We start from the raw sequence: 22,856 nt of genomic DNA on the forward strand, positions 1-22,856 counted from the left end.
GAAGCTCTCCTGTCGAGCACGGTGCCGGGAGTTTCCGAGAACCTGTGGGAGCGAGCAGGCTCGCTCCCACAAGGAAAAGGGCGTCTCAGTGATGAAGTCGATACAGCGCATTCGCCAGCGCAACATCCTCCAGCCCCAACCCAATGGAACGGAAGAACACATGGCGCTCATAGCTCGGACGCGCCGTCCGTTCGCTCAGCAGATCGGGCAAGTCACCCATGATCTTCGAGGCCTCCCAGCCATGCTGTTCAGCGGCGATCAACATCTCGCCAGCCGAGCCCGGGGTGGTCTGACGATAGTCGCAGAACACATCCATGTCGTTGAGGCTCGGGGGCGGCACTTCATGGGCGCGCGGGGCGTTGGTGCTGATCGATGTGATCAACGCCGGTTTGCCGAGTGTCTGCGGGTCGAGCACTGCCTTGGCGGATGAGGTGCAGAGCATCACCACATCGGCGTCGTGCAGTGCCGCTTCAAGGGTGTCGGTGATTTGCAGGCGCGGGTCCAGGTCGGTGAGCGAGGCCAGTACTGCTGCCGACTTGGCCTTCAGGCCTGGCGAATAGAGACTGATGGCTTGCCAATCCCGCAGTCCCTTGACGTATTGCACATGAGCCCGCGCCACCGCGCCGCTGCCGATCACTGCCAGGCGCTTGGCCTTGAGTGGGGCGAGGGCGTCGACGGCGACGGCCGTGGTGGCGGCGGTGCGGACCGTCGTCAGCTCGGCGGCATCGCACAACAGCAGCGGTTGGCCGGTGCGCATCGACATCAGCAACGTCCAGGCGGTGACCAATGGACCCTGTTCGCGGACGATATAGGGTGATGTCTTGACACCGTAGACCTGGTCTTCAGCCAGCACGCCCAGGTAATTGATGAAATCCCCGGCGCCTTGGGGGAACTCCACCCATTGCTGGGGCGGCTGCACGGCTTGCCCGGCGGCGAGACCGCGGAACAGCTTGCGAAGGATTTCCAGCACATCGACATTTTCGAGCAGCGCTCGGGCCTGGGCTTGGGTCATGACATGAGGCGTGCTGGTCATCGTGTGCTCCGGATGCCTGAATTAAACTAATTTGTCCATTATGGACTTTTAGTTTATTCGAGCAATATCCCAAGGTAAAAAAAAGCGCAGCCTGTATTGGCTGCGCTGATCGTTCCCACGCCCTGCGTGGGAATGCCTCAATGGACGCTCTGCGTCTAAGGCCGTTTGCGCTCGACCGGTCGCAACAGATGAGTCGGTGGCATCTCGCAGCTGATCTTGCGACCCAGCAGCGCTTCGATCGACGGCAACTGGTAGGAGTCGTCTTCGCCGGCGAAGCTGATCGAAACCCCCGCGGCTCCGGCACGACCGGTGCGGCCAATGCGATGCACGTAGTCGTCCGGCACTTCCGGCAAGGTGAAGTTGATCACATGGCTGATGCCATCGATATGGATGCCGCGACCGGCCACGTCGGTGGCGACCAGCACGCGGATCTTGCCTTCGCGGAAACCTTCGAGGGTCTTGATGCGCTTGTGCTGCGGTACGTCGCCGGAGAGCTGGGCGGCGTTGACGCCATCGCGCACCAGGCGTTCTTCGATACGGCGTACTTCGTCCTTGCGGTTGGCGAATACCATCACCCGCTCCCAACCGTTGTCGTTGACCAGGTTGTAGAGCAGCTTGTACTTGTCGGCACCGGCAACGGCGTAGATATGCTGCTCGACGTTCTCGCTGGCGACATTCTCGGCTTCGATCTCGACGATGGCCGGATCGGTGGTCCACTGCTTGGCCAGGTTCATCACGTCTTCGGTGAAGGTGGCGGAAAACAGCAGGGTCTGGCGTTCGCTTTTCGGTGGGGTCTGGCGAATGATCTGGCGCACCTGCGGGATGAAGCCCATGTCGAGCATGCGGTCGGCTTCGTCCAGCACCATCACCTCGACCATGTCCAGGTGCACGTCGCCGCGCTGGTTGAAGTCCAGCAGGCGACCGGGCGTGGCCACGAGGATGTCGCAGTGGCGGGCTTCGAGGTGCTTGAGTTGCTTGTCGAAATCCATGCCGCCCACGAACGTCATGACGTTCAGGCCGGTGTACTTGGTCAGGTCGGCGGCGTCCTTGGCGATCTGTACCACCAGTTCGCGGGTCGGCGCGATGATCAACGCCCGCGGTTCGCCCATGTAGCGTTCCTTGGGCGGCGGAGTCTGGAGCAACTGGGTGATGATGGAGATCAGGAACGCGGCGGTCTTGCCTGTACCGGTCTGGGCGCGTCCGATGGCGTCTTTGCCGGCGAGGGTGTAACCGAGCACCTGCGCCTGGATCGGCGTGCAATAGGGGAAACCCAGGTCCTGGATGGCGTGCATCAGTTCAGGGGCGAGCTTGAAATCGTGGAAGCGGGTCTTGCCTTCCTGGGGTTCTACGACGAAATCTTCAAGCTTCCAGGCAACGACGGGCGGTTTTGGTGCGCGTTCGCGGCGCGGCCTTGGCGCTTCGCTACGTGGCTTTTCCTGGGCCGGTACGGCGACAGGCTGGGCAGCGGGTGAGGTCGTCGGCGTTGTCATTGCCTGCGCAACCGGCGGAGCGGTCCGGCGCGGTTGTTGCGCATCGGTGCGGCTCGGGGCTTGGACTGGCGCGCTGGAAACGGGCGCGAGCTGCTCGGCCTCGCTTTTACCGAACATCTTCTTGAGTGCTTTGAGCACGGTCATCTCATCGATTGGTTAAGGAATGTACGCCGGCCAGTGTAATGCAAGAAACGGGCGCGGCGTAGTGTGATCATCAAAGCGCTGGCGTGGCGATTTGCCTCTTAGCGCAGCCGTTCGGCCAGCCAAGTGCCGATGTCGCGAATCTCCTCGGGTAACACTTCGTGGCCCATTGGGTATTCCTGCCATGTCACGGTGACACCATGGAGCTTCAAATACTCCTGAGCGGTCCTGCCCATGGGGTTGAGTACCACTTCATCGTATTGCCCGTGCAGCGCCAGGACCGGGATGCGTTGTTGACTGGCAGACAACTGCAGTTCTTCGCTGAACGTTGGCGCATAGGTGGACAGGGCGATCACGCCCCCCAGCGGCCCCTGCCATTTCACAAAAGCGGTGTGATAAACCACCGCGCCGCCCTGGGAAAACCCCGCCAGGAAAATCCGCGAGGCGTCTATTCCGCTGGTTCGCTGGGTGTCGATGAGGTCGATGACTCGCTGCGCCGAGGCCTCCAACTGATCTTCGTCAATGGCTCGGGCCGGGCTCAGGGCGCGGATGTCATACCAGCTGGGCATGGCATAGCCGCCGTTGATCGTTACAGGCTGGGTCGGTGCCTGGGGCAGAACGAAACGCGTCGTGAGCAGGCTTTCCTGCAACATTTCTGCGACCGGCAGGAAGTCAAAACGATCGGCGCCCAGGCCGTGGAGCCAGATAACGCACGCATCGGCGGTGCGGGAGGGCTCGAGAATCAAGGGGTCGGTCATGGTGTGCTCCAAAAATGTGCGGGCGCGCTCAATCAGTGCGTGATTACGGTGCAGCCCTGGTGTCTCAGTTAATTAGATGTCGCAATACTACAACTTTTTGTCTTGACCTCTTCAGTAAGGGGCAAGCGCAGCGGTGTGGTACGGGCTTTGCTATGGGTGTAGCTGAGTGATGATTCTTACGCTGCGCGGTAACACTATCAGCTCGACGCGACGCATGGGATATCAGAAATCCGGTGATGGATGTTCGCCAATAGCCGCTACGGGCTTCGCGAACGTGAAGGGCTACAGCCCGTTCGGCCGATTGGTGAGAAGTGAGCAGCCCCACTGTTTATTGGCGCTCTCATTAATAGACTCATAGCGAAGGCCCAGACGTCGGTTGACCCTAAAAAAAGCCAACAAGGGTCGGCAATGCCTCAAAAGGGTGCGACAGGGCTCGAGCTCCGACACAACAAGAGCAAAACTGGAGGTTTGAATGAAGTTACTGAAATCCACCCTGGCAGTCGTGACTGCAGCAGCAGTCCTCGGTGTCAGCGGGTTCGCTCAGGCGGGTGCAACCCTGGATGCCGTGCAGAAGAAAGGTTTTGTGCAATGTGGTGTAAGTGACGGCCTGCCGGGTTTCTCGGTGCCTGATTCCACCGGCAAGATCGTCGGTATCGACGCTGACTTCTGCCGTGCCGTTGCCGCAGCAGTGTTTGGCGATGCAACCAAGGTCAAGTTCAGCCAGTTGAACGCCAAGGAGCGCTTCACCGCGCTGCAGTCCGGCGAAATCGATCTGCTGTCGCGCAACTCCACCATGACCAGCTCCCGCGATGCGGGCATGGGCCTGAAATTCCCAGGCTTCATCACCTATTACGACGGCATCGGCTTCCTGGCCAACAGCAAACTGGGCGTCAAGAGCGCCAAGGAACTGGACGGTGCAACCATCTGCATCCAGGCCGGTACCACCACCGAGCTGAACGTTTCCGACTACTTCCGCGCCAATGGCCTGAAGTACACCCCGATCACTTTCGACACCTCCGATGAAAGCGCCAAGTCGCTGGAATCCGGTCGTTGCGACGTGCTGACCTCCGACAAGTCCCAACTGTTCGCCCAGCGCAGCAAGCTGGCTTCGCCGAAGGACTACGTGGTGCTGCCGGAAACCATTTCCAAGGAGCCACTGGGTCCGGTCGTGCGTAACGGCGACGACGAGTGGCTGGCCATCGTTCGTTGGACTGGCTACGCCATGCTCAACGCTGAAGAGGCAGGCGTGACTTCGGCAAACGTCGAAGCCGAAGCCAAGTCCACCAAGAACCCAGACGTCGCTCGTATGCTGGGCGCTGATGGTGAATACGGCAAAGATTTGAAGCTGCCGAAAGACTGGGTCGTGAAGATCGTCAAGCAAGTAGGTAACTACGGCGAAATGTTCGAGCGCAACCTGGGCAAGAAGACTCCGCTGGAAATCGATCGCGGCCTGAACGCTCTGTGGAACGCAGGCGGCATTCAATACGCACCACCAGTGCGCTGATGGTTCTATCACCCGGTGGGCCAACCACCGGGTGATGTTCTGTTCCATTCTTTGCGGGGCACTTCATGCAAAATTCAATCGGCGCACCTAAGCAGAGGCTCAGCCTCAGCGATCCACGAGTGCGTGCGTGGGTATTTCAGATCGTCACCATCGTGGCGGTCATCGCGCTGGGCTGGTTTCTGTTCGATAACACGCAGACCAACCTTGCACACCGGGGCATCACTTCCGGTTTCGGCTTTCTGGAGCGCAGTGCCGGTTTCGGCATCGCCCAACACCTGATCGACTACACCGAAGCGGACAGCTATGCCCGCGTCTTTGTCATCGGTCTGCTCAATACTCTGCTGGTAACCTTCATTGGCGTGATCCTGGCGACCATCCTGGGGTTCATCATCGGCGTCGCACGCTTGTCGAAGAACTGGATAATCTCCAAGCTGGCGACCGTCTATGTGGAGGTCTTTCGTAACATCCCACCGCTGTTGCAAATCCTGTTCTGGTATTTCGCGGTCTTCTTGACGATGCCGGGACCACGGGCTGCCCACAACTTCGGCGACACCTTCTTCGTCAGCAGCCGAGGCCTGAACATGCCGGCGGCGCTGGTGGCCGACGGGTTCTGGCCGTTCGTGATCAGCATCGTGCTGGCGATTGTCGCGATCGTGCTGATGACCCGCTGGGCCAACAAGCGTTTCGAAGCAACGGGCGAGCCGTTCCACAAGTTCTGGGTGGGCCTGGCGTTGTTCCTGGTGATCCCGGCGCTGTGCGCGCTGATCTTCGGGGCGCCTGTGCATTGGGAGATGCCGGAGCTGAAAGGCTTCAACTTCGTTGGCGGCTGGGTGTTGATCCCTGAGCTGCTGGCGTTGACCCTGGCCTTGACCGTGTACACCGCGGCGTTCATCGCCGAGATCGTGCGTTCGGGTATCAAGTCGGTCAGCCATGGCCAGACCGAGGCGGCTCACTCCTTGGGGCTGCGCAACGGTCCGACGTTGCGCAAGGTGATCATCCCGCAAGCCCTGCGCGTGATCATCCCGCCGTTGACCAGCCAATACCTGAACCTGGCGAAGAACTCTTCCCTGGCTGCCGGTATCGGTTACCCGGAAATGGTTTCGCTGTTTGCCGGCACGGTGTTGAACCAGACCGGCCAGGCCATCGAGGTGATCGCGATCACCATGAGCGTGTACCTGGCGATCAGTATCAGCATTTCCTTGCTGATGAACTGGTACAACAAGCGCATTGCGCTGATCGAGCGGTGAGGAAAAGCGCATGACATCCCATACTTTCAAACCTGATATGCCGCCACCGAGCAAAGTGTTCGGGCCGATGGCATGGATGCGCGCGAACATGTTCTCCAGCTGGATCAACACGCTGCTGACGCTGTTCGCGTTCTACCTGATCTACCTGATCATCCCGCCGATCCTGGAATGGGCGATCCTGGATGCCAACTGGGTAGGCACCACGCGCGCCGATTGCACCAAGGAGGGCGCCTGCTGGGTGTTCATCCAGCAGCGCTTCGGCCAGTTCATGTATGGCTACTACCCGACGGAGCTGCGCTGGCGCGTGGACCTCACCGTGTGGTTGGCCGTGATCGGCGTGGCGCCGCTGTTCATCTCGCGCTTCCCGCGCAAGGCGATCTACGGCCTGAGTTTCCTGGTGGTGTACCCGATCGTCGCCTGGTGCCTGTTGCACGGTGGCGTGCTGGGCCTGGCCGCTGTAGCGACCAGCCAATGGGGCGGCCTGATGCTGACCCTGGTGATCGCCACCGTCGGCATCGCCGGCGCCTTGCCACTGGGCATCGTCCTGGCGCTGGGTCGTCGCTCGAACCTGCCGGCGATCCGCGTGGTCTGCGTGACGTTCATCGAGTTCTGGCGCGGCGTGCCGTTGATCACGGTGCTGTTCATGTCCTCGGTCATGCTGCCGTTGTTCCTGCCTGAAGGCATGAACTTCGACAAGCTGTTGCGTGCGCTGATCGGCGTGATCCTGTTCCAGTCGGCCTACGTGGCCGAAGTGGTGCGCGGTGGCCTGCAAGCGATTCCCAAGGGGCAATACGAAGCGGCCGCGGCGATGGGCCTCGGTTACTGGCGCAGCATGGGCCTGGTGATCCTGCCACAAGCCCTGAAGCTGGTGATCCCGGGTATCGTCAACACCTTCATCGCGTTGTTCAAGGACACGAGCCTGGTGATCATCATCGGCCTGTTCGACTTGCTCAACAGCGTGAAACAAGCTGCCGCCGACCCGAAATGGCTGGGCATGGCCACCGAAGGCTATGTATTCGCCGCCCTGGTGTTCTGGATTTTCTGTTTTGGTATGTCCCGCTATTCCATGCATTTGGAACGCAAGCTGGACACTGGCCACAAGCGTTAGGAGTTGACTCATGAGTGAAGCGATCAAACAGCCTGTGAGCCCTGAAGGCATTATTCAGATGCAGGGCGTGAACAAGTGGTACGGCCAGTTCCACGTGTTGAAAGACATCAACCTGAACGTCAAGCAGGGCGAGCGCATCGTGCTGTGCGGCCCGTCGGGTTCCGGCAAGTCCACGACCATCCGCTGCCTCAACCGCCTGGAAGAGCACCAGCAGGGTCGCATCGTGGTCGATGGCGTGGAACTGACCAACGACCTCAAGCAGATCGAAGCGATCCGCCGTGAAGTCGGCATGGTGTTCCAGCACTTCAACCTGTTCCCGCACCTGACGATCCTGCAGAACTGCACCCTGGCGCCGATGTGGGTTCGCAAGATGCCCAAGCGCAAGGCCGAGGAAATCGCCATGCATTACCTGGAACGCGTTCGCATTCCAGAGCAGGCGCACAAGTACCCGGGCCAGCTCTCCGGTGGACAGCAGCAGCGCGTAGCGATCGCCCGTGCCCTGTGCATGAAGCCGAAGATCATGCTGTTCGACGAGCCGACCTCGGCCCTCGACCCGGAAATGGTGAAAGAGGTGCTCGACACCATGATCGGCCTGGCCGAAGACGGCATGACCATGCTCTGCGTGACCCACGAAATGGGCTTCGCCCGCACCGTGGCCAACCGTGTGATCTTCATGGACAAGGGTGAAATCGTCGAACAGGCCGCGCCGAACGACTTCTTCGACAACCCGCAGAACGACCGCACCAAGCTGTTCCTGAGCCAGATCCTGCATTGATCCGGCCTTAGCCAGTGAAATAAGCCCGGACTTGTCCGGGTTTATTTTTTTGCAGTGCCGGCGGCTCAGGAAGCCGTGAGGGTTTCGTGCTCCTTGTGCACTGTCGACTTGAATCCTCTCAAGTCCGCGCCTTCAGCCAGGGCTTGTGCATCTGCAAGCAAATGCGGGTAGCGATCAAGCAGGCGCATCAGCAATGTCAGTGCTTTTGGCGCCAGGACCTCGCCACGCTCATAGCGGGAAAAAGCGTTGTGTCCACCGCCCGATAGCAGCAGTACCGCTTCCTTTTGCGATAGATGCAGTTTGCGCCGGACACGTTTGATCTCTTCACCGATCATTCGCCTGGCCGCATTGACCAGCTCATCGCCTGCCTGGTCGTAGCGATCCGAGCAGCTTGAATCGAGCTCGACTTCGCCGCACATCTGACATTCCCAGCCAGACAAGTCATCGACCCGGCGTTCCAGCCCCTTGACGCTGATGGTTTCGCCGCGACCTTCGAAATGCAACATGCCCTCCGGGGCACCACAGCTGAAGCATTGCTGGTGTTTCATGAGTTTTTCTCCTTGAAGGAAATTACCGGTGGGCCTCCGCAGGGGCGGTACGTCACCTTCAGGTAAATCTGCAGACCGTGTGAATTGGCGTGGTAGACGTCATGCCAGACTCGATGATCGTCATAGGTGGTCATCGATTTGTAGAACTGTTTTCGCTCAAGCCCATGGATGACGTGCTGCATGTCCGAGACGTTTAAACCGAGCGTTCGAGCAGTGTTCTTCGCAGAGCTGGTGAAAGCTTTTCCTTTAAGCCGCCTGACATCCGCCTGTATCGCTACCAAGGCGTAATGGGGTGTGTTCTTTTCCATGGAACGGTGCGCCTTGTTCGTAAAATTACCCTTAAAGGGTAATTTTGACTAGTCGAAAATCTCGTTTCTTTGGCCTCCCATTGACCCTAGGCGGTTGCCGTCCTACACGAAGCTGACTAACATGTCAGAAAATTCATCCTATGATTGGATGAAAAGGCGAATCCATGTCCGATATTTCTCCATTGATAAAGCGCTCCTTGGTCGACCAGGCCTTGGAGCAATTGCGCCGCCGCATCAGCGACGGCGTCTGGCCCGTAGGCCAGCGCTTGCCCACCGAGCCGGAGCTGGTGGCCGAGCTGGGCATCAGCCGCAACACCGTGCGGGAAGCCATGCGCGTGCTGGCGTTCTCCGGGTTGATCGAGATTCGCCAGGGGGACGGCAGTTACGTGCGGGCAGTGGTCGATCCGCTGGACACGCTAAAGGTGCTGTCGCGCTGTTCGTTGGAACAGGCTCGGGAAACCCGCCACATCCTGGAGGTGGAGGCCATCGGCCTGGCGGCACTGCGGCGTACCGATGAGGATTTGCTTGCGTTGCGCCAGGCGCTGAAAACCAGCGGCGAGCATTACCACGGCGACTTGGAGCACTACATTGCCTGCGATCTGATCTTCCATCGTCTGTTGGTAGATGCCGCCCACAACCCGGCCCTCAGCGAGCTGTATCGCTATTTTTCCAGCGTAATCGGCGCGCAATTGCGCCATAGCCTCAACATCATTCCCCGCCATCAACACGTGTTCGATCTGCACATCGAAATCCTCGAAGCCGTCGAGCGACAGGATCCGGAGCGGGCCAAGGCCCTGTGTCGGCAGTTGATCAATGAACCCTGAACCAGAGTTTTCCATGTCCCGCGATTCGCTTGACCGCACCCCGGTGACGACGCACAAACGCGCCGCCGAACTCGAAGAACTGCTGATCGACGCCGAAGCGGACGATGAGCAAACCCAGCAGGACCACCCGTTGGTGCGCCGGCCCTGGCTGTTGTTGCTCGGGTTGATCCTGGTGGCGTTGAATTTGCGTCCGGCGCTGTCGAGCATGGCGCCGCTGCTCAGCGAGGTTTCAAAGAGCCTGGGGCTGTCGGCTGCGCAAGCGGGTTTGTTGACGACGCTGCCGGTGCTTTGCCTGGGCCTGTTCGCGCCGTTGGCGCCGGTGCTGGCGCGGCGTTTTGGTGCCGAGCGTGTGGTGCTGGGGATCTTGCTGACGTTGGCCGGTGGAATCGTCCTGCGCAGTTCGTTCGGCCAGATCGGCTTGTTCGCCGGCAGTATCCTGGCGGGCGCGAGTATCGGGATCATCGGCGTGCTGTTGCCGGGTATCGTCAAGCGCGACTTCGCCAAGCAGGCTGGCACCATGACCGGTGTCTACACCATGGCCCTTTGCCTGGGCGCCGCGATGGCGGCAGGGGCCACGGTGCCGCTGAGCGAGCAGCTCGGCGAAAACTGGGCCTTGGGCCTGGGGTTCTGGGTGGTCCCGGCGCTGCTTGCTGCGGTGTTCTGGCTGCCGCAAGTGGGGCAGAAACACGGCGCCCACCAAGTGGCGTACCGGGTCCGTGGCTTGCTGCGCGATCCGTTGGCTTGGCAAGTGACCTTGTACATGGGGCTTCAATCGTCCCTGGCCTACATCGTGTTCGGCTGGCTGCCCTCGATTCTCATCGGTCGAGGGCTGAGTCCGACCGAGGCTGGGCTCGTGCTGTCTGGCTCGGTCATCGTGCAACTGATCAGTTCACTGAGTGCGCCTTGGCTGGCAACGCGTGGCAAGGACCAGCGCCTGGCCATCGTGATCGTCATGCTCATGACCCTGGGCGGTTTGTTCGGTTGCCTCTACGCGCCCATTGACGGTTTGTGGGGCTGGGCGATCCTGTTGGGGCTGGGGCAGGGTGCGACGTTCAGCCTGGCGCTCACCCTGATCGTGTTGCGTTCGCGGGACGCCCATGTGGCCGCCAACCTCTCCGGCATGGCCCAGGGCTTTGGTTATACGCTGGCGTCGCTGGGGCCGTTCGCGGTCGGCGTGGTCCATGACTTGACCGGCGGCTGGAATGCCCTGGGCTGGATCTTCGGCCTGATTGGCGTGGGGGCGATCATCGCCGGCGTGGGGGCTGGACGGGCATTGTATGTGGGCGTGGTCAGCGAGCGAGTCACGGATCGTCGTTGATATCATTTTCATGGCGAATGACGGTGGTCTTCCCCGCAGCGGCAGATTATCGTGCAGGCCTACTGAAACGTTTCGGAGCCTGCCCATGAGTGATGCCCACAACGCCTTGATCACCCGTTTTTATCAGGCCTTCCAGCGCCTGGACGCTGAAGCCATGAGCGCTTGCTACACCGATGACGTGGTGTTCAGCGATCCGGCGTTTGGCGAACTGCGCGGGCACGATGCTGGTGACATGTGGCGCATGCTGACAACCCGGGCCAAGGACTTTTCCCTGACCTTCGACAACGTGCGCAGCGACGAGCGCAGCGGCGGTGCGCACTGGGTGGCGACCTACCTGTTCAGCCAGACCGGCAACATTGTGATCAACGACATCCAGGCGCGCTTCGTTTTCCGTGACGGCAAGATTTGCGAGCACCATGACAGCTTCGATCTGTGGCGCTGGTCTCGCCAGGCGTTGGGCACCAAGGGCCTGTTGTTGGGTTGGACGCCGTTGGTGCGCAACGCCGTCAGGGCCCAGGCGCTGAAGGGGCTGCGGGCGTTCCAGGCCAGTCGCTGATAAGATCGCGGCTTGTTTTTTACACGTTTGCAGAACATTTCGTGACGACCGCCAACGAATCTTCAGATCTATGCGTGCCCGAGGCGACCGAGCCGGACAAGCCCTGGTTCGTCTACCTGGTGCGGGCCGCCAACGGCTCGCTGTACTGCGGCATCAGCGATGACCCGGTGCGGCGCTTCGCCAAGCACCAGAGCGGCAAGGGCGCGCGCTTCTTTCTGTCCAGCCCGGCGGTGGCCCTGGTGTATACCGAGGCCTGTCGCGACAAGGGCGAGGCCCTGCGCCAGGAAAGGCTGATCAAGAAGCTCAGGAAGAGTGCCAAGGAATGTTTGGTGGCCAGTGCAACGGTGCTCGATCAACCGCGCTGATAGTCCTTCATCAGGCGGGTAGGCTGTTGCTTCTTGGCGCGCTAAAGTGCGGGACTTCCTACCTGCATTGGCGAATCTCATGTCAGAGCTGATCCTTCACCATTATCCGACATCTCCTTTCGCGGAAAAGGCCCGCCTGCTGTTGGGCTTCAAGGGCCTGGCCTGGCGTTCGGTGAGCATCCCGCCGATGATGCCCAAGCCCGACCTGACGGCATTGACGGGCGGCTATCGCAAGACACCGGTGTTGCAGATCGGCGCGGATATCTATTGCGACACGTCCCTGATGGCCCGTCGGCTGGAACAGGAAAAGGCCTCGCCAGCGCTGTTCCCTGAAGGCCGTGAAATGATCGCAGCGTCTTTCGCGGCGTGGGCTGATTCGGTGGTGTTCCAGCACGCGGTGAGCCTGGTGTTCCAGCCTGAATCGGTGGCGGTGCGTTTTGCCAGGCTGACGCCTGAAGCCATCAAGGCGTTCATCCGCGACCGCGCCGGGTTGTTCAGTGGCGGCACGACCACGCGTCTGTCTGCCGAGCAGGCCAAGCATCAGTGGCCGACGATCATGGCGCGGCTCGAGCAGCAGTTGCAGCGCGAAGAGGGCGATTTCCTCCTGGGCGATCCGTCGATTGCCGATTTCGCCATGGCGCATCCGCTGTGGTTCCTCAAGGGCACACCCGTCACTTCACCGTTGGTGGATGAGCATCCGGCTGTGTCGGCTTGGCTCGCGCGGGTGCTGGGCTTTGGTCATGGCGCGCCGAAAGAGATGAGCTCCGAAGAGGCGTTGGACGTGGCCCGGAACACTGCACCAGCAGCGCTGCCGGATGAATTGTTCAATGAGCCGAATGGCTTTGCGATGGGGCAGCAGGTCACCATCGCCGCGACGGACTATGGTGTCGATCCGGTGGTCGGTGAATTGCTGTTTGCCGGGCGCGAAGAACTGATCCTGCGCCGTGAAGATGAGCGCGGCGGCGTTGTGCATGTGCACTTTCCGCGATTCGGGTTTCGGATCGAGGCAGTCTGACCTTCCCGGAGGCGGTGACTGAGCCATCGCTTTCGCGAGCAGGCTCGCTCCTACAGAGATCGCGCCGGATACCATGATCACCGCAGATCCAATGTGGGAGCGAGCCTGCTCGCGAAGGGGCCGTCACTGTTGGCGGGTCGTCTTAAGTCGCGGACAACGCCCTGAGGATATTCTCCGGCTCATATCCGCGAATCAACGTGCCGTTCACGTCGAGGATCGGAATCCCCCGGCCGCCCAGCGCCTCGTAGGTCTTGCGCGCCTCGGCGTCTTTCTCGATATCGAACTCGCGAAACGGTACGCCTTTCTCATCCAGGAAACGCCGGGTGGCCTTGCAGTAGCCGCACCAATCGGTGGCATACAGCATGACGCGGGCGCTGCTGCGAATCTGCTCTGAAACCATCTGCGACGGGTTGAACACCCGCTCGATCTTGCCCCAATTCTGGTAAGCCACCACCACCAGAAGAACCAGCAGGCATTTCTTCAGCACACCACTGAGCATCAATTGCGGCGCTTGAGCTGATCGGTCAGCGACGTCGGCAACCCCTTGATGATCAGCGTGCCCGCTTCTTCGTCATACTCGATCTTGGAGCCCAGCAGATGCGCTTCGAAGCTGATGGACAAGCCTTCGGCGCGGCCGGTGAAGCGGCGGAACTGGTTGAGGGTGCGTTTATCCGCCGGGATCTCCGGCGACAGGCCGTAATCTTTGTTGCGTATGTGGTCGTAGAACGCTTTCGGGCGCTCTTCGTCGATCAGTTCGGACAGTTCCTCCAGGCCCATGGGTTCGCCGAGCTTGGCCTGGCTGCTGGCGTAATCCACCAGGGTCTTGGTCTTTTCCCGGGCATCGTCTTCGGGCAGGTCTTCGCTTTCGACGAAGTCGCTGAAGGCCTTGAGCAGGGTGCGGGTCTCGCCGGGGCCGTCGACGCCTTCCTGGCAACCGATGAAGTCGCGGAAGTACTCCGAGACTTTCTTGCCGTTCTTGCCTTTGATGAACGAGATGTATTGCTTGGATTGTTTGTTGTTCTGCCATTCCGACACGTTGATCCGCGCCGCGAGGTGCAACTGGCCCAAGTCCAGGTGACGGGACGGGGTGACGTCCAGTTCGTCGGTGACGGCAACGCCTTCGCTGTGGTGCAACAGGGCGATGGCCAGGTAGTCGGTCATGCCTTGCTGGTAATGGGCGAACAGCACGTGGCCGCCCACTGACAGGTTGGATTCTTCCATCAATTTTTGCAGGTGTTCCACCGCCACGCGACTGAACGCGGTGAAATCCTTGCCGCCATCCAAGTACTCCTTCAGCCAGCCGCTGAACGGATGCGCCCCGGACTCGGCGTGGAAGAAACCCCAGGCCTTGCCTTGTTTGGCGTTATAGCTTTCATTGAGGTCGGCGAGCATGTTCTCGATGGCCGTTGACTCTGCCAGTTCGGAGTCGCGGGCATGGAGTACAGCAGGGGTGCCGTCGGGTTTTTTGTCGATCAGGTGGACGATGCAATGACGGATCGGCATGGATTTCTCGGCTGATGAAAGAGGGGAGGGCGCGCTCCCCGAAAAGGGCCCAGTGTACCGCAATCACTGGTTTTGCGACGCGTCGAAGGCCCTTTCAGACCCTTCCGACACCCAGCGGGCGTTTTTTTACCGATTTAGCGCAATAAAGCTGACCAAATGGGTAGGTAGAGGCGGATATTTCACAGGCGTTGTGCTAGTTTTGCCCGGTCTTACGCGATGTCACTGCGTTAAGCGTGCATTCAGCATTTGTCAGGTCGAACCAAACCCGGATTTCGGCATCTATTACCCCGATCCGTCGTGGTGATGACCGAGGGCGGCTGATCAGATAGATCGGGCTCGATGGCTGACACTGCACTCTGCAATCCATATGAATTTGATAGGGAAGGAACACTACATGGCTCTTACTAAAGACCAACTGATCGCTGATTTGGCTGAATCTGTAGACGCACCAAAAGCTACCGTGCGTGCTCTGCTGGACCAACTGGGCCAAGTCGTTGCCGATCAGCTGGAAAACGGCGGCGAACTGACCTTGCCAGGCGTTGGCAAGCTGAAAGTCACCGAGCGTCCTGCCCGCACCGGTCGCAACCCTTCGACTGGCGCAGCCATCGAAATCCCGGCCAAGAAAGTGATCAAGCTGGTTGTGGCCAAAGGCCTGACCGACGCGGTCAACAAGTAAGACCGCTGTAAAAAAAACCGTGCCTCGGAGCGATCCGGGCACGGTTTTTTATTGCCTTGAAAACCACCCGTAGGAGCTGTCGAGCGAAGCGAGGCTGCGATCTTTCCCCTGGCAGTTGAATCTCCAGTGAAAGATCAAAAGATCGCAGCCTCGCTTCGCTCGGTAGCTCCTACAGTAGAACAGCGTCTTTCTAATCCTTGCGAACCCAGCGGGCTTGGCGCCACGCCTGTTGCTGGGCTTCGGTCTGGAAGGTCCAGGCCACGAATCGACTCTGCTTCTGGCCCTGAGACATCTCCACCACCTGGCTGTGCAGTGCCCCGGCCTTTTTCAATGCGGCTTGAATCGCCGGCAAGTTCGACGCCTTCGACACCAGAGTGCTGAACCACAGCACCTGCCCGGCCACTTGTGCGCTCTCATTGATCAATTGCGTCACGAACCGCGCCTCGCCACCCTCGCACCACAACTCCGCAGCCTGACCGCCAAAATTCAGCACCGGCAGCTTGCGCTTCGGATCGGCCTTGCCCAACGCCCGCCACTTGCGCTGGCTGCCCTTGGTGGCTTCGTCCAGGGAGGCGTGGAACGGCGGGTTGCACATCGTCAGGTCGAACCGTTCGCCGTCCTCCAACAGGCCCAGGAGGATCTGCTTGCGGTTGGCTTGCTGGCGCAACTGGATGGCCTTGTTCAAGCCATTGGACTGGACGATGGCTTTGGCCGAGGCAATGGCGGTCGGGTCGATCTCCGAACCGAGGAAGTGCCAGCGGTAGTCGCTGTGGCCGATCAACGGATAAACGCAGTTGGCGCCGGTGCCGATGTCCAGCACCTTGACTGCCGCCCCGCGGGGGATTTCACCGGCGTTGTGGCTGGCGAGCAAATCGGCGAGAAAGTGCACATAGTCCGCACGACCTGGCACCGGCGGGCACAGGTAATCGGCGGGAATATCCCAGTGGGCGATGCCGTAAAAGGATTTGAGCAGCGCCCGATTGAACACCCGCACGGCTTCGGGGCTGGCGAAGTCGATGCTTTCCTTGCCATAGGGGTTGATGATCACGAACTTTGCCAGTTCCGGTGTGCTCTTGATCAACGCCGGGAAATCATAGCGACCCTGGTGGCGGTTGCGCGGATGCAGGCTGGCCTTCTCACGCGGTGCCACGGCTTTGGCCTCGGTGGCGGGCTTGGGCTTCTGGCGGGCTGGTTTGGGTGTGCGGGGGGCGGTCATGGGCGGGTCGATTCGGGGATGGCTCAAAAAGTGGCGGGCATTGTCCCACATCTGGCCCGGTCTTGATGGCTGCGCGGTTTAAATGTGGGGGCGTTCGTAAGAAGGTGATGGACAAGGCCGGCGGCTTCAGTTGTTGTGAGGTGGACAGACCGTTTGTGAAAAATCCGACTTCGCGAAATGTTACAACTCCCTCTCTGTGCGCCGTTCCTTCGATGGGCTAATTCGGAAGTTTACTCGCTATATCTGCGCTCGGTATACCCTGGCGTAATTAGATATAGCGCAGGCTTTTTTTAATAAATATAAATATAAAAAACTGTCAGGAATGACAGTAGACCAAGTGTCGGGCGAAAAATAATATCCAACCTCCACCCATAAAGGAGGTCCTACCATGTCAGATGATAAGTTTCACTATGGAGGTGCTACCCCCAGCCCGTTCAGCGATGTTGATCCTGGTACAGGCACCACCAGCGGAGAAGGCGCTCCACCAGCCAGCGATAGAGTCGGTGTCTCTGTGAAGGGCGGAGAATACCAATATCAGTGGCCAAAAGAAGAGGGAGGGGACGATCGGTGGTATAAACAACCCCATTAGCCAGGCCCGTTATATGATTGGCTTATATTGAGAGGTTTGAATTGGCGCGCTATAAGAGAAATGTCACTCACCTAAACGATTGATGTTTTTATAGTGAGGTGTGTCGAAGTTTGAAAGGATGGACATAAAAATCCGACGCTTTTATACCAGCGTCGGATTTTTATTTGTTGTTGGCAAAGGCCAAGCGAAGAGACTTAACGGCGTGGCGCCATCCGCTAAGGTGCATTCAGATGCGAACCGCCGTTACAGGCTGGCAATCCGCGCGTGCTGCTCAGCCAGCTTGCCCAGGGCCTGTTCGGCCTCGGCCAGCTTGGCCCGTTCCTTCTCGATGACCTCGGCCGGCGCCTTGTCGACGAAGCCAGCGTTGGACAGCTTGCCGCCAACCCGCTGGACTTCGCCCTTCAGACGCAGGATTTCCTTGTCCAGGCGCGCCAGTTCGGCGGCCTTGTCGATCAGGCCGGCCATTGGCACCAGCACTTCCATTTCGCCAACCAATGCGGTGGCGGACAGCGGCGCTTCTTCGCCCGCCGCCAGCACGGTCACCGATTCAAGCTTCGCCAGCTTCTTGAGCAGTGCTTCGTTCTCATTGAGGCGACGCAGGTCTTCGGCGTTGGCGTTTTTCAGGAACAGGGTCAATGGCTTGCCCGGGCCGATGTTCATTTCGGCGCGGATGTTACGCAGGCCGAGCATGAAGGTCTTCAGCCATTCGATGTCGTCTTCCGCTGCCGGATCGATGCGGCTTTCGTTGGCCACCGGCCACGGTTGCAGCATGATCGTCTTGCCTTGGATGCCCGCCAGCGGCGCGATGCGCTGCCAGATTTCCTCGGTGATGAATGGCATGAATGGATGCGCCAGGCGCAAGGCCACTTCCAGTACGCGCACCAGGGTGCGACGGGTGCCGCGCTGGCGCTCGACCGGCGCATTTTCGTCCCACAACACAGGCTTGGACAGTTCCAGGTACCAGTCGCAATACTGGTTCCAGATGAACTCGTACAACGCTTGTGCGGCCAGGTCGAAACGGAACTGGTCAAGCTGGCGGGTCACTTCGGCTTCGGTGCGTTGCAACTGGGAGATGATCCAGCGATCGGCCAGGCTCAGCTCGTAGGCTTCGCCGTTCTGGCCGCAGTCCTCGCCCTTGTCGAGCACGTAGCGCGCGGCGTTCCAGATCTTGTTGCAGAAGTTGCGATAGCCTTCGACGCGACCCATGTCGAACTTGATGTCACGACCGGTGGACGCCAGCGAGCAGAAGGTGAAACGCAGTGCATCGGTGCCGTAGCTGGCGATGCCCTCGGCGAATTCTTCGCGGGTGGCTTTCTCGATCTTCTTCGCCAGTTTCGGCTGCATCAGCCCGGAGGTGCGTTTCTGCACCAGGGTTTCCAGATCGATGCCGTCGATGATGTCCAACGGGTCCAGGACGTTACCCTTGGACTTGGACATCTTCTGGCCCTGGCCGTCGCGCACCAGGCCATGGACGTAGACCGTCTTGAACGGCACTTGCGGCGTGCCGTCCTCGTTCTTCACCAGGTGCATGGTCAACATGATCATCCGGGCGACCCAGAAGAAAATGATGTCGAAGCCGGTAACCAGCACGTCGGTGGAGTGGAATTTCTTCAGAAACTCGGTCTGTTGCGGCCAGCCCAGTGTGGAGAAGGTCCACAGGCCCGAGCTGAACCAGGTATCGAGGACGTCGTTGTCCTGCGCCAGCGCCACGTCCGGACCGAGGTTGTGCTTGGCGCGGACTTCGGCTTCATCGCGGCCGACGTAGACCTTGCCCGACTCGTCGTACCAGGCCGGGATGCGATGGCCCCACCATAGCTGGCGGCTGATGCACCAATCCTGGATGTCGCGCATCCACGAGAAGTACATGTTCTCGTATTGCTTGGGCACGAACTGGATGCGGCCATCTTCGACGGCGGCAATTGCAGGTTCGGCCAACGGCTTGGTGGACACGTACCATTGGTCGGTCAGCCATGGCTCGATGATGGTGCCGGAGCGGTCGCCTTTCGGGACTTTCAGGGCATGATCGTCGACGCTGACCAGCAGGCCGGCGGCGTCGAACGCGGCAACAATCTGCTTGCGTGCCTCGAAGCGGTCCAGGCCGGCGTATTCGGCCGGGATCTGGCCATCGACGCTTTCGTTCAGCGTGCCGTCGAGGTTGAACGCCTGGGCCGCTGGCAAGACATTGGCGTTCTTGTCGAAGATGTTCAGCAGCGGCAGGTTGTGGCGCTTGCCGACTTCATAGTCGTTGAAATCGTGGGCCGGGGTGATCTTCACGCAGCCGGTGCCGAATTCAGGATCGCAGTAATCGTCGCCGATGATCGGGATGCGCCGGCCAACCAGCGGCAGCTCGACGAACTGACCGATCAGCGCCTGATAGCGCTCGTCGTTCGGGTTCACCGCCACGGCAGAGTCGCCCAGCATGGTTTCCGGACGGGTGGTGGCGACGATCAGGTAATCCTTGCCTTCAGCGGTTTTCGCGCCGTCGGCCAACGGGTATTTCAGGTTCCACAAGAAACCTTTCTCGTCGTGGTTCTCCACTTCGAGGTCGGAAATGGCCGTGTGCAACTTGGTGTCCCAGTTGACCAGGCGCTTGCCGCGATAGATCAGGCCGTCTTCATGCAGGCGGACGAAGGCTTCTTTCACCGCCTCCGAAAGGCCGTCGTCCATGGTGAAGCGCTCGCGGCTCCAATCCACGGATGAGCCGAGGCGACGGATCTGGCGGCTGATGTTGCCACCGGACTCGTCTTTCCATTCCCAGACTTTCTCGAGGAATTTCTCGCGACCGAGGTCATGACGATTCTGGCCCTGGGCTTCGAGACGACGCTCTACCAGCATCTGCGTGGCGATACCGGCGTGGTCGGTACCCGGTTGCCACAAGGTGTTGCGACCTTGCATGCGACGGAAACGGATCAGGGCGTCCATGATCGCGTTGTTGAAGCCGTGGCCCATGTGCAGGCTGCCGGTGACGTTCGGCGGCGGGATCATGATGGTGTAGGAATCGCCCGCGCCTTGCGGAGCGAAATAATTCTCGGACTCCCAGGTGTTGTACCAGGAAGTTTCAATGGCGTGCGGCTGGTAGGTCTTATCCATGCGCGGCGGGACCCTATTGGCATTTATTCAGGAAAAGCCGGGAAGTATAGCGGGCGGGGCTGGTGCAAGCCACAAGCTGCGAGCGAGAAGCCGAATGGGAGCGCAGTTGAACCCTGTGGGAGCGAGCTTGCTCGCGATAGCGGTGGTTCAGCCTGCACTGATATTGGATGTGCCGGCCCCATCGCGAGCGAGCTCGCTCCCACAGGAAGTGCAATCAGTTGAGTGTTGGATGCTACTCGTACTGACTCAACAGCCGTTCCATCCGCGCTTCCAGCCGGCGCTTGATCTCGGTCTCGATGTGCGGGGCGAAGTCGTCGATGACGTCTTGCATGATCAACTGCGCGGCGGCGCGGAGTTCGCGGTCCAGGTGCAGCAGGGCATCGGGGCCCTTGGGTTCAGGCTGGGGGGCTGGCTGGGGTTCGGGCTGGCCGTTGATCGGGTCGAACAGCAGCGGGATCTGTTCGTCATGCACCGGCTCGTGTTCCACCGTATCGGTCAACAGCGGCGGTTGCAGGTTGTCATCGCCGAGCAACTGGCGGATCGACTCGAGGTCATCCAGCAATTGGGCGGGTTTTTGCGGCGGTTTAGGAGTGTCCATCGTAGGCTCAGAGTCGCTGTAAACGGTGGTCTTGCAGAGGATAGCCCTGTTCGCGGTAGAAACGGAAACTCTCCCGCGCGGCTTGCCGGATGGCCGGGTCCTCAACCACCACTTCCGCCACGCGGGCGAAGCGCTGGGCGAAGGCCGGCACTTTCAGGTCAAGGTTGACCAGCAGGTCCTGATGTTGCCCGCAGTCATTCCCCAAGCCGAGCACGATCAAGCCCTCGGGCTCGCTTTCTGCCGGGCCATGGGGCACGAAGCTTTCGCCCTTGAAAGCCCACAGTCGTGCGTCGAGGTCTTCGCGCTGGGCGGCATCGCTGCAGTGCAGGTAGATGCGATGGCCCATTCGCCAGGCCTTTTCAGTCAGCTTGCAGGCGAAATCCAGCCGCGCCGAGGGATCGGCGCTGGGCAGGATATAGAAATCGACTTTGGTCATTGCGGTTCCTGAACAGCCGCTGGCGCCACCCGAGGGCGACGCCAACGGCAGTCATTGGTGTCAGGCCTTGGCGCGGTCCAGCAGGTATTGGGTCAACAGTGGAACCGGACGGCCGGTGGCGCCCTTGTCCTTGCCGCCGCTGGTCCAGGCCGTGCCGGCGATGTCCAGGTGCGCCCAGTTCAGGTTCTTGGTGAAGCGCGACAGGAAGCACGCCGCCGTGATGGTCCCGGCTTTCGGGCCGCCGATGTTGGCGATGTCGGCGAACGGGCTGTCCAGTTGTTCCTGGTACTCGTCGAACAGCGGCAATTGCCAGGCGCGGTCATCGGCTTGCTGGCCGGCGCTGAGCAACTGGCCGATCAGTTCGTCGTTGTTGCCCAGCAGGCCCGAGGTGTGGGCGCCAAGTGCGACGACGCAAGCGCCGGTCAGGGTGGCGATGTCGATCACCGCTTGCGGCTTGAAGCGCTCGGAATAGGTGAGGGCGTCGCACAGGACCAGGCGGCCCTCTGCGTCGGTGTTGAGGATTTCGACGGTCTGGCCGCTCATGGTGGTGACGATGTCGCCAGGACGCGAAGCCGTGCCGCTGGGCATGTTTTCAGCGCAGGCGAGAATGCAGACCAGGTTGATCGGCAGTTGCAGCTCGAGCACGGCGCGCAAGGTGCCGAGCACGCTGGCGGCGCCGCCCATGTCGTATTTCATTTCATCCATGCCGGCGCCGGGCTTGAGGCTGATGCCCCCGGTGTCGAAGGTGATGCCCTTGCCGACCAGTGCGTACGGCTTCTCGGCTTTCTTGCCGCCGTTGTATTGCATGACGATCAGGCGTGGCGGCTGGGCGCTGCCCTGGCCGACGGCATAGAACGAGCCCATGCCAAGGTCCTTGATTTTCTTCTCGTCGAAGACTTCGACCTTGAGCCCTTTGAATTCCTTGCCCAGTGCCTTGGCCTGTTCGCCCATGAACGTCGGGTGGCAGATGTTCGGCGGCAGGTTGCCCAGGTCGCGGGTGAAGGCCATGCCGTTGGCAATCGCGGTGGCATGGGTCACGGCGCGCTGGACTTCGGCCTGGGCGGCCTTGATGGTCAGCAGGGTGACTTTCTTCAGGGCGCGGGGTTCGGCTTTCTGGCTCTTGAATTGGTCGAATTGATATTCGCCGTCCACCAGGGTCTCGGCCAGCAGGCGGTTCTTGCCATAGCTGTCGCGGCCCTTGACCACCAGCTCGTCCAGCGCCAGTGCTGCGTCGCCACCGCCGAGGTTTTTCAGGGTGCCCAGCACGCCGGCAATGATCTTGCGGAACGGACGGTCGCCCAGTTCAACTTCCTTGCCCACGCCGACCAGCAGCACACGCTCGGCCTTGAGGTTGGGCAGGCTGTGCAGCAACAGGCTTTGGCCGACCTTGCCGGCCAGGTCGCCGCGCTTGAGTACGGCGCTGATCGCGCCGCCGCTCAAGGCGTCAAGCTGGGTGGCGACGACGCCGAGCTTGCGGTTTTCACCAACGGCAACCACCAGCGTGGCGGTCTTCAACGTTTCTGGGCTGACGCTTTTTACAACCAGTTCCATGTCCGGATCCCTGAATGAATGGTCAAGAGGCCAGGCGCCGAGACAGTGGCGCGCTGAACAGCTGTCTTCTATATAAAAGAAGCGCCGGGCTTGCCGGCGACAAAGGCCGCAGTTTGAACCTCGGCGCCCGAGCCTGACAACCCTCGCAGTCGTTAACTTTTTGGCCATGAAGCGTCTGGTTAAAGCGTGCGCAGTGACAGGCGCGTC

Annotated in this window: 22 protein-coding genes; 10 read left to right on the forward strand and 12 right to left on the reverse strand. The window is 60.4% G+C overall.

Annotation, left to right across the window (positions count from 1 at the left end):
• Positions 1-85 precede the first annotated feature (85 nt).
• From JMN22_RS05250 to JMN22_RS05260, 3 genes are all read right to left on the reverse strand, one after another.
• Entirely contained in the window at positions 86-1,033 is a 948-nt protein-coding gene (locus tag JMN22_RS05250) for an ornithine cyclodeaminase family protein (RefSeq protein WP_198796586.1), read from the reverse strand.
• A gap of 155 nt (positions 1,034-1,188) precedes the next feature.
• Positions 1,189-2,667 carry an ATP-dependent RNA helicase RhlB gene (gene rhlB, locus JMN22_RS05255; RefSeq protein ID WP_198796585.1) on the reverse strand — a complete coding sequence of 493 codons (1,479 nt, stop codon included), beginning with the start codon at positions 2,665-2,667 and terminating at the stop codon, positions 1,189-1,191.
• Positions 2,668-2,765: 98 nt separating this feature from the next.
• Entirely contained in the window at positions 2,766-3,422 is a 657-nt protein-coding gene (locus tag JMN22_RS05260) for an alpha/beta hydrolase (protein WP_030139635.1), read from the reverse strand.
• A 472-nt stretch (positions 3,423-3,894) separates the two neighbouring features.
• Between JMN22_RS05260 and JMN22_RS05265 the strand changes: the two genes are divergently transcribed.
• The 4 genes from JMN22_RS05265 to JMN22_RS05280 all read left to right on the forward strand — a co-directional run bounded on the left by JMN22_RS05265 (position 3,895) and on the right by JMN22_RS05280 (position 8,056).
• Positions 3,895-4,926 (forward strand): amino acid ABC transporter substrate-binding protein, encoded by a 1,032-nt coding sequence (locus JMN22_RS05265; protein ID WP_030139634.1) that lies wholly within the window; start codon positions 3,895-3,897, stop codon positions 4,924-4,926.
• 65 nt (positions 4,927-4,991) lie between these two features.
• Positions 4,992-6,173, forward strand: a complete 1,182-nt coding sequence (locus JMN22_RS05270; protein ID WP_198796584.1) for an amino acid ABC transporter permease — start codon at positions 4,992-4,994, stop codon at positions 6,171-6,173.
• Positions 6,174-6,183: 10 nt separating this feature from the next.
• Positions 6,184-7,281, forward strand: a complete 1,098-nt coding sequence (locus tag JMN22_RS05275; RefSeq protein ID WP_030139632.1) for an amino acid ABC transporter permease — start codon at positions 6,184-6,186, stop codon at positions 7,279-7,281.
• Positions 7,282-7,291: 10 nt separating this feature from the next.
• Positions 7,292-8,056, forward strand: a complete 765-nt coding sequence (locus JMN22_RS05280) for an amino acid ABC transporter ATP-binding protein (protein WP_003178331.1) — start codon at positions 7,292-7,294, stop codon at positions 8,054-8,056.
• Between the two features lie 65 nt (positions 8,057-8,121).
• Here JMN22_RS05280 and JMN22_RS05285 read toward each other — a convergent pair whose 3' ends face one another.
• Both JMN22_RS05285 and JMN22_RS05290 read right to left on the reverse strand, forming a co-directional pair.
• Positions 8,122-8,604 carry a type II toxin-antitoxin system MqsA family antitoxin gene (locus JMN22_RS05285; RefSeq protein WP_198796583.1) on the reverse strand — a complete coding sequence of 161 codons (483 nt, stop codon included), beginning with the start codon at positions 8,602-8,604 and terminating at the stop codon, positions 8,122-8,124.
• Positions 8,601-8,912, reverse strand: a complete 312-nt coding sequence (locus JMN22_RS05290) for a type II toxin-antitoxin system MqsR family toxin (RefSeq protein WP_198796582.1) — start codon at positions 8,910-8,912, stop codon at positions 8,601-8,603. The genes JMN22_RS05285 and JMN22_RS05290 overlap by 4 nt, the downstream gene beginning before the upstream one ends.
• Before the next feature lie 164 nt (positions 8,913-9,076).
• Here JMN22_RS05290 and JMN22_RS05295 point away from each other — a divergent pair, with 164 nt between their 5' ends.
• The 5 genes from JMN22_RS05295 (at position 9,077) to JMN22_RS05315 (ending at position 12,990) form a co-directional block, all read left to right on the forward strand.
• On the forward strand, positions 9,077-9,736 hold the full coding sequence (locus JMN22_RS05295; RefSeq protein WP_198796581.1) for a FadR/GntR family transcriptional regulator: 660 nt from the start codon (positions 9,077-9,079) through the stop codon (positions 9,734-9,736).
• Positions 9,726-11,054 carry a CynX/NimT family MFS transporter gene (locus tag JMN22_RS05300; RefSeq protein ID WP_198796580.1) on the forward strand — a complete coding sequence of 443 codons (1,329 nt, stop codon included), beginning with the start codon at positions 9,726-9,728 and terminating at the stop codon, positions 11,052-11,054. Before JMN22_RS05295 ends, JMN22_RS05300 begins: the two co-directional genes overlap by 11 nt.
• An 85-nt stretch (positions 11,055-11,139) precedes the next feature.
• Positions 11,140-11,610 (forward strand): nuclear transport factor 2 family protein, encoded by a 471-nt coding sequence (locus JMN22_RS05305; protein ID WP_198796579.1) that lies wholly within the window; start codon positions 11,140-11,142, stop codon positions 11,608-11,610.
• A gap of 41 nt (positions 11,611-11,651) precedes the next feature.
• Entirely contained in the window at positions 11,652-11,975 is a 324-nt protein-coding gene (locus JMN22_RS05310; protein WP_198796578.1) for a GIY-YIG nuclease family protein, read from the forward strand.
• A gap of 79 nt (positions 11,976-12,054) precedes the next feature.
• Positions 12,055-12,990 (forward strand): glutathione S-transferase family protein, encoded by a 936-nt coding sequence (locus JMN22_RS05315; RefSeq protein ID WP_198796577.1) that lies wholly within the window; start codon positions 12,055-12,057, stop codon positions 12,988-12,990.
• A gap of 142 nt (positions 12,991-13,132) precedes the next feature.
• Here the strand turns inward: JMN22_RS05315 and JMN22_RS05320 are convergent, their stop codons facing one another.
• On the reverse strand, positions 13,133-13,489 hold the full coding sequence (locus JMN22_RS05320) for a glutaredoxin family protein (RefSeq protein ID WP_198796576.1): 357 nt from the start codon (positions 13,487-13,489) through the stop codon (positions 13,133-13,135).
• Positions 13,489-14,493, reverse strand: a complete 1,005-nt coding sequence (gene yejK, locus JMN22_RS05325) for a nucleoid-associated protein YejK (RefSeq protein WP_030139623.1) — start codon at positions 14,491-14,493, stop codon at positions 13,489-13,491. The genes JMN22_RS05320 and yejK overlap by 1 nt, the downstream gene beginning before the upstream one ends.
• Positions 14,494-14,887: 394 nt before the next feature.
• Between yejK and JMN22_RS05330 the strand changes: the two genes are divergently transcribed.
• Complete coding sequence (locus JMN22_RS05330) at positions 14,888-15,169, forward strand: HU family DNA-binding protein (protein ID WP_030139622.1); 282 nt, start codon at positions 14,888-14,890, stop codon at positions 15,167-15,169.
• 190 nt (positions 15,170-15,359) lie between these two features.
• Here the strand turns inward: JMN22_RS05330 and rlmF are convergent, their stop codons facing one another.
• From rlmF to JMN22_RS05355, 5 genes are all read right to left on the reverse strand, one after another.
• The gene (gene rlmF, locus JMN22_RS05335; RefSeq protein ID WP_198796575.1) at positions 15,360-16,385 is read right to left on the reverse strand and encodes a 23S rRNA (adenine(1618)-N(6))-methyltransferase RlmF; all 1,026 of its coding nucleotides are present in this window, start codon (positions 16,383-16,385) and stop codon (positions 15,360-15,362) included.
• Between the two features lie 832 nt (positions 16,386-17,217).
• Complete coding sequence (locus JMN22_RS05340) at positions 17,218-20,064, reverse strand: valine--tRNA ligase (RefSeq protein ID WP_030139620.1); 2,847 nt, start codon at positions 20,062-20,064, stop codon at positions 17,218-17,220.
• Positions 20,065-20,296: 232 nt separating this feature from the next.
• A complete protein-coding gene (locus tag JMN22_RS05345; protein ID WP_030139619.1) occupies positions 20,297-20,662 on the reverse strand; it encodes a hypothetical protein in 366 nt (121 codons plus the stop codon).
• A 7-nt stretch (positions 20,663-20,669) separates the two neighbouring features.
• Positions 20,670-21,098: a DNA polymerase III subunit chi gene (locus tag JMN22_RS05350; RefSeq protein ID WP_030139618.1), complete on the reverse strand. Its 429-nt coding sequence runs from the start codon at positions 21,096-21,098 to the stop codon at positions 20,670-20,672.
• Between the two features lie 60 nt (positions 21,099-21,158).
• Positions 21,159-22,649: a leucyl aminopeptidase gene (locus JMN22_RS05355; RefSeq protein ID WP_198796574.1), complete on the reverse strand. Its 1,491-nt coding sequence runs from the start codon at positions 22,647-22,649 to the stop codon at positions 21,159-21,161.
• Positions 22,650-22,856: the final 207 nt, after the last annotated feature.

It is taken from the genome of Pseudomonas sp. HB05, assembly GCF_016756915.1.
Lineage (GTDB): Bacteria > Pseudomonadota > Gammaproteobacteria > Pseudomonadales > Pseudomonadaceae > Aquipseudomonas > Aquipseudomonas alvandae.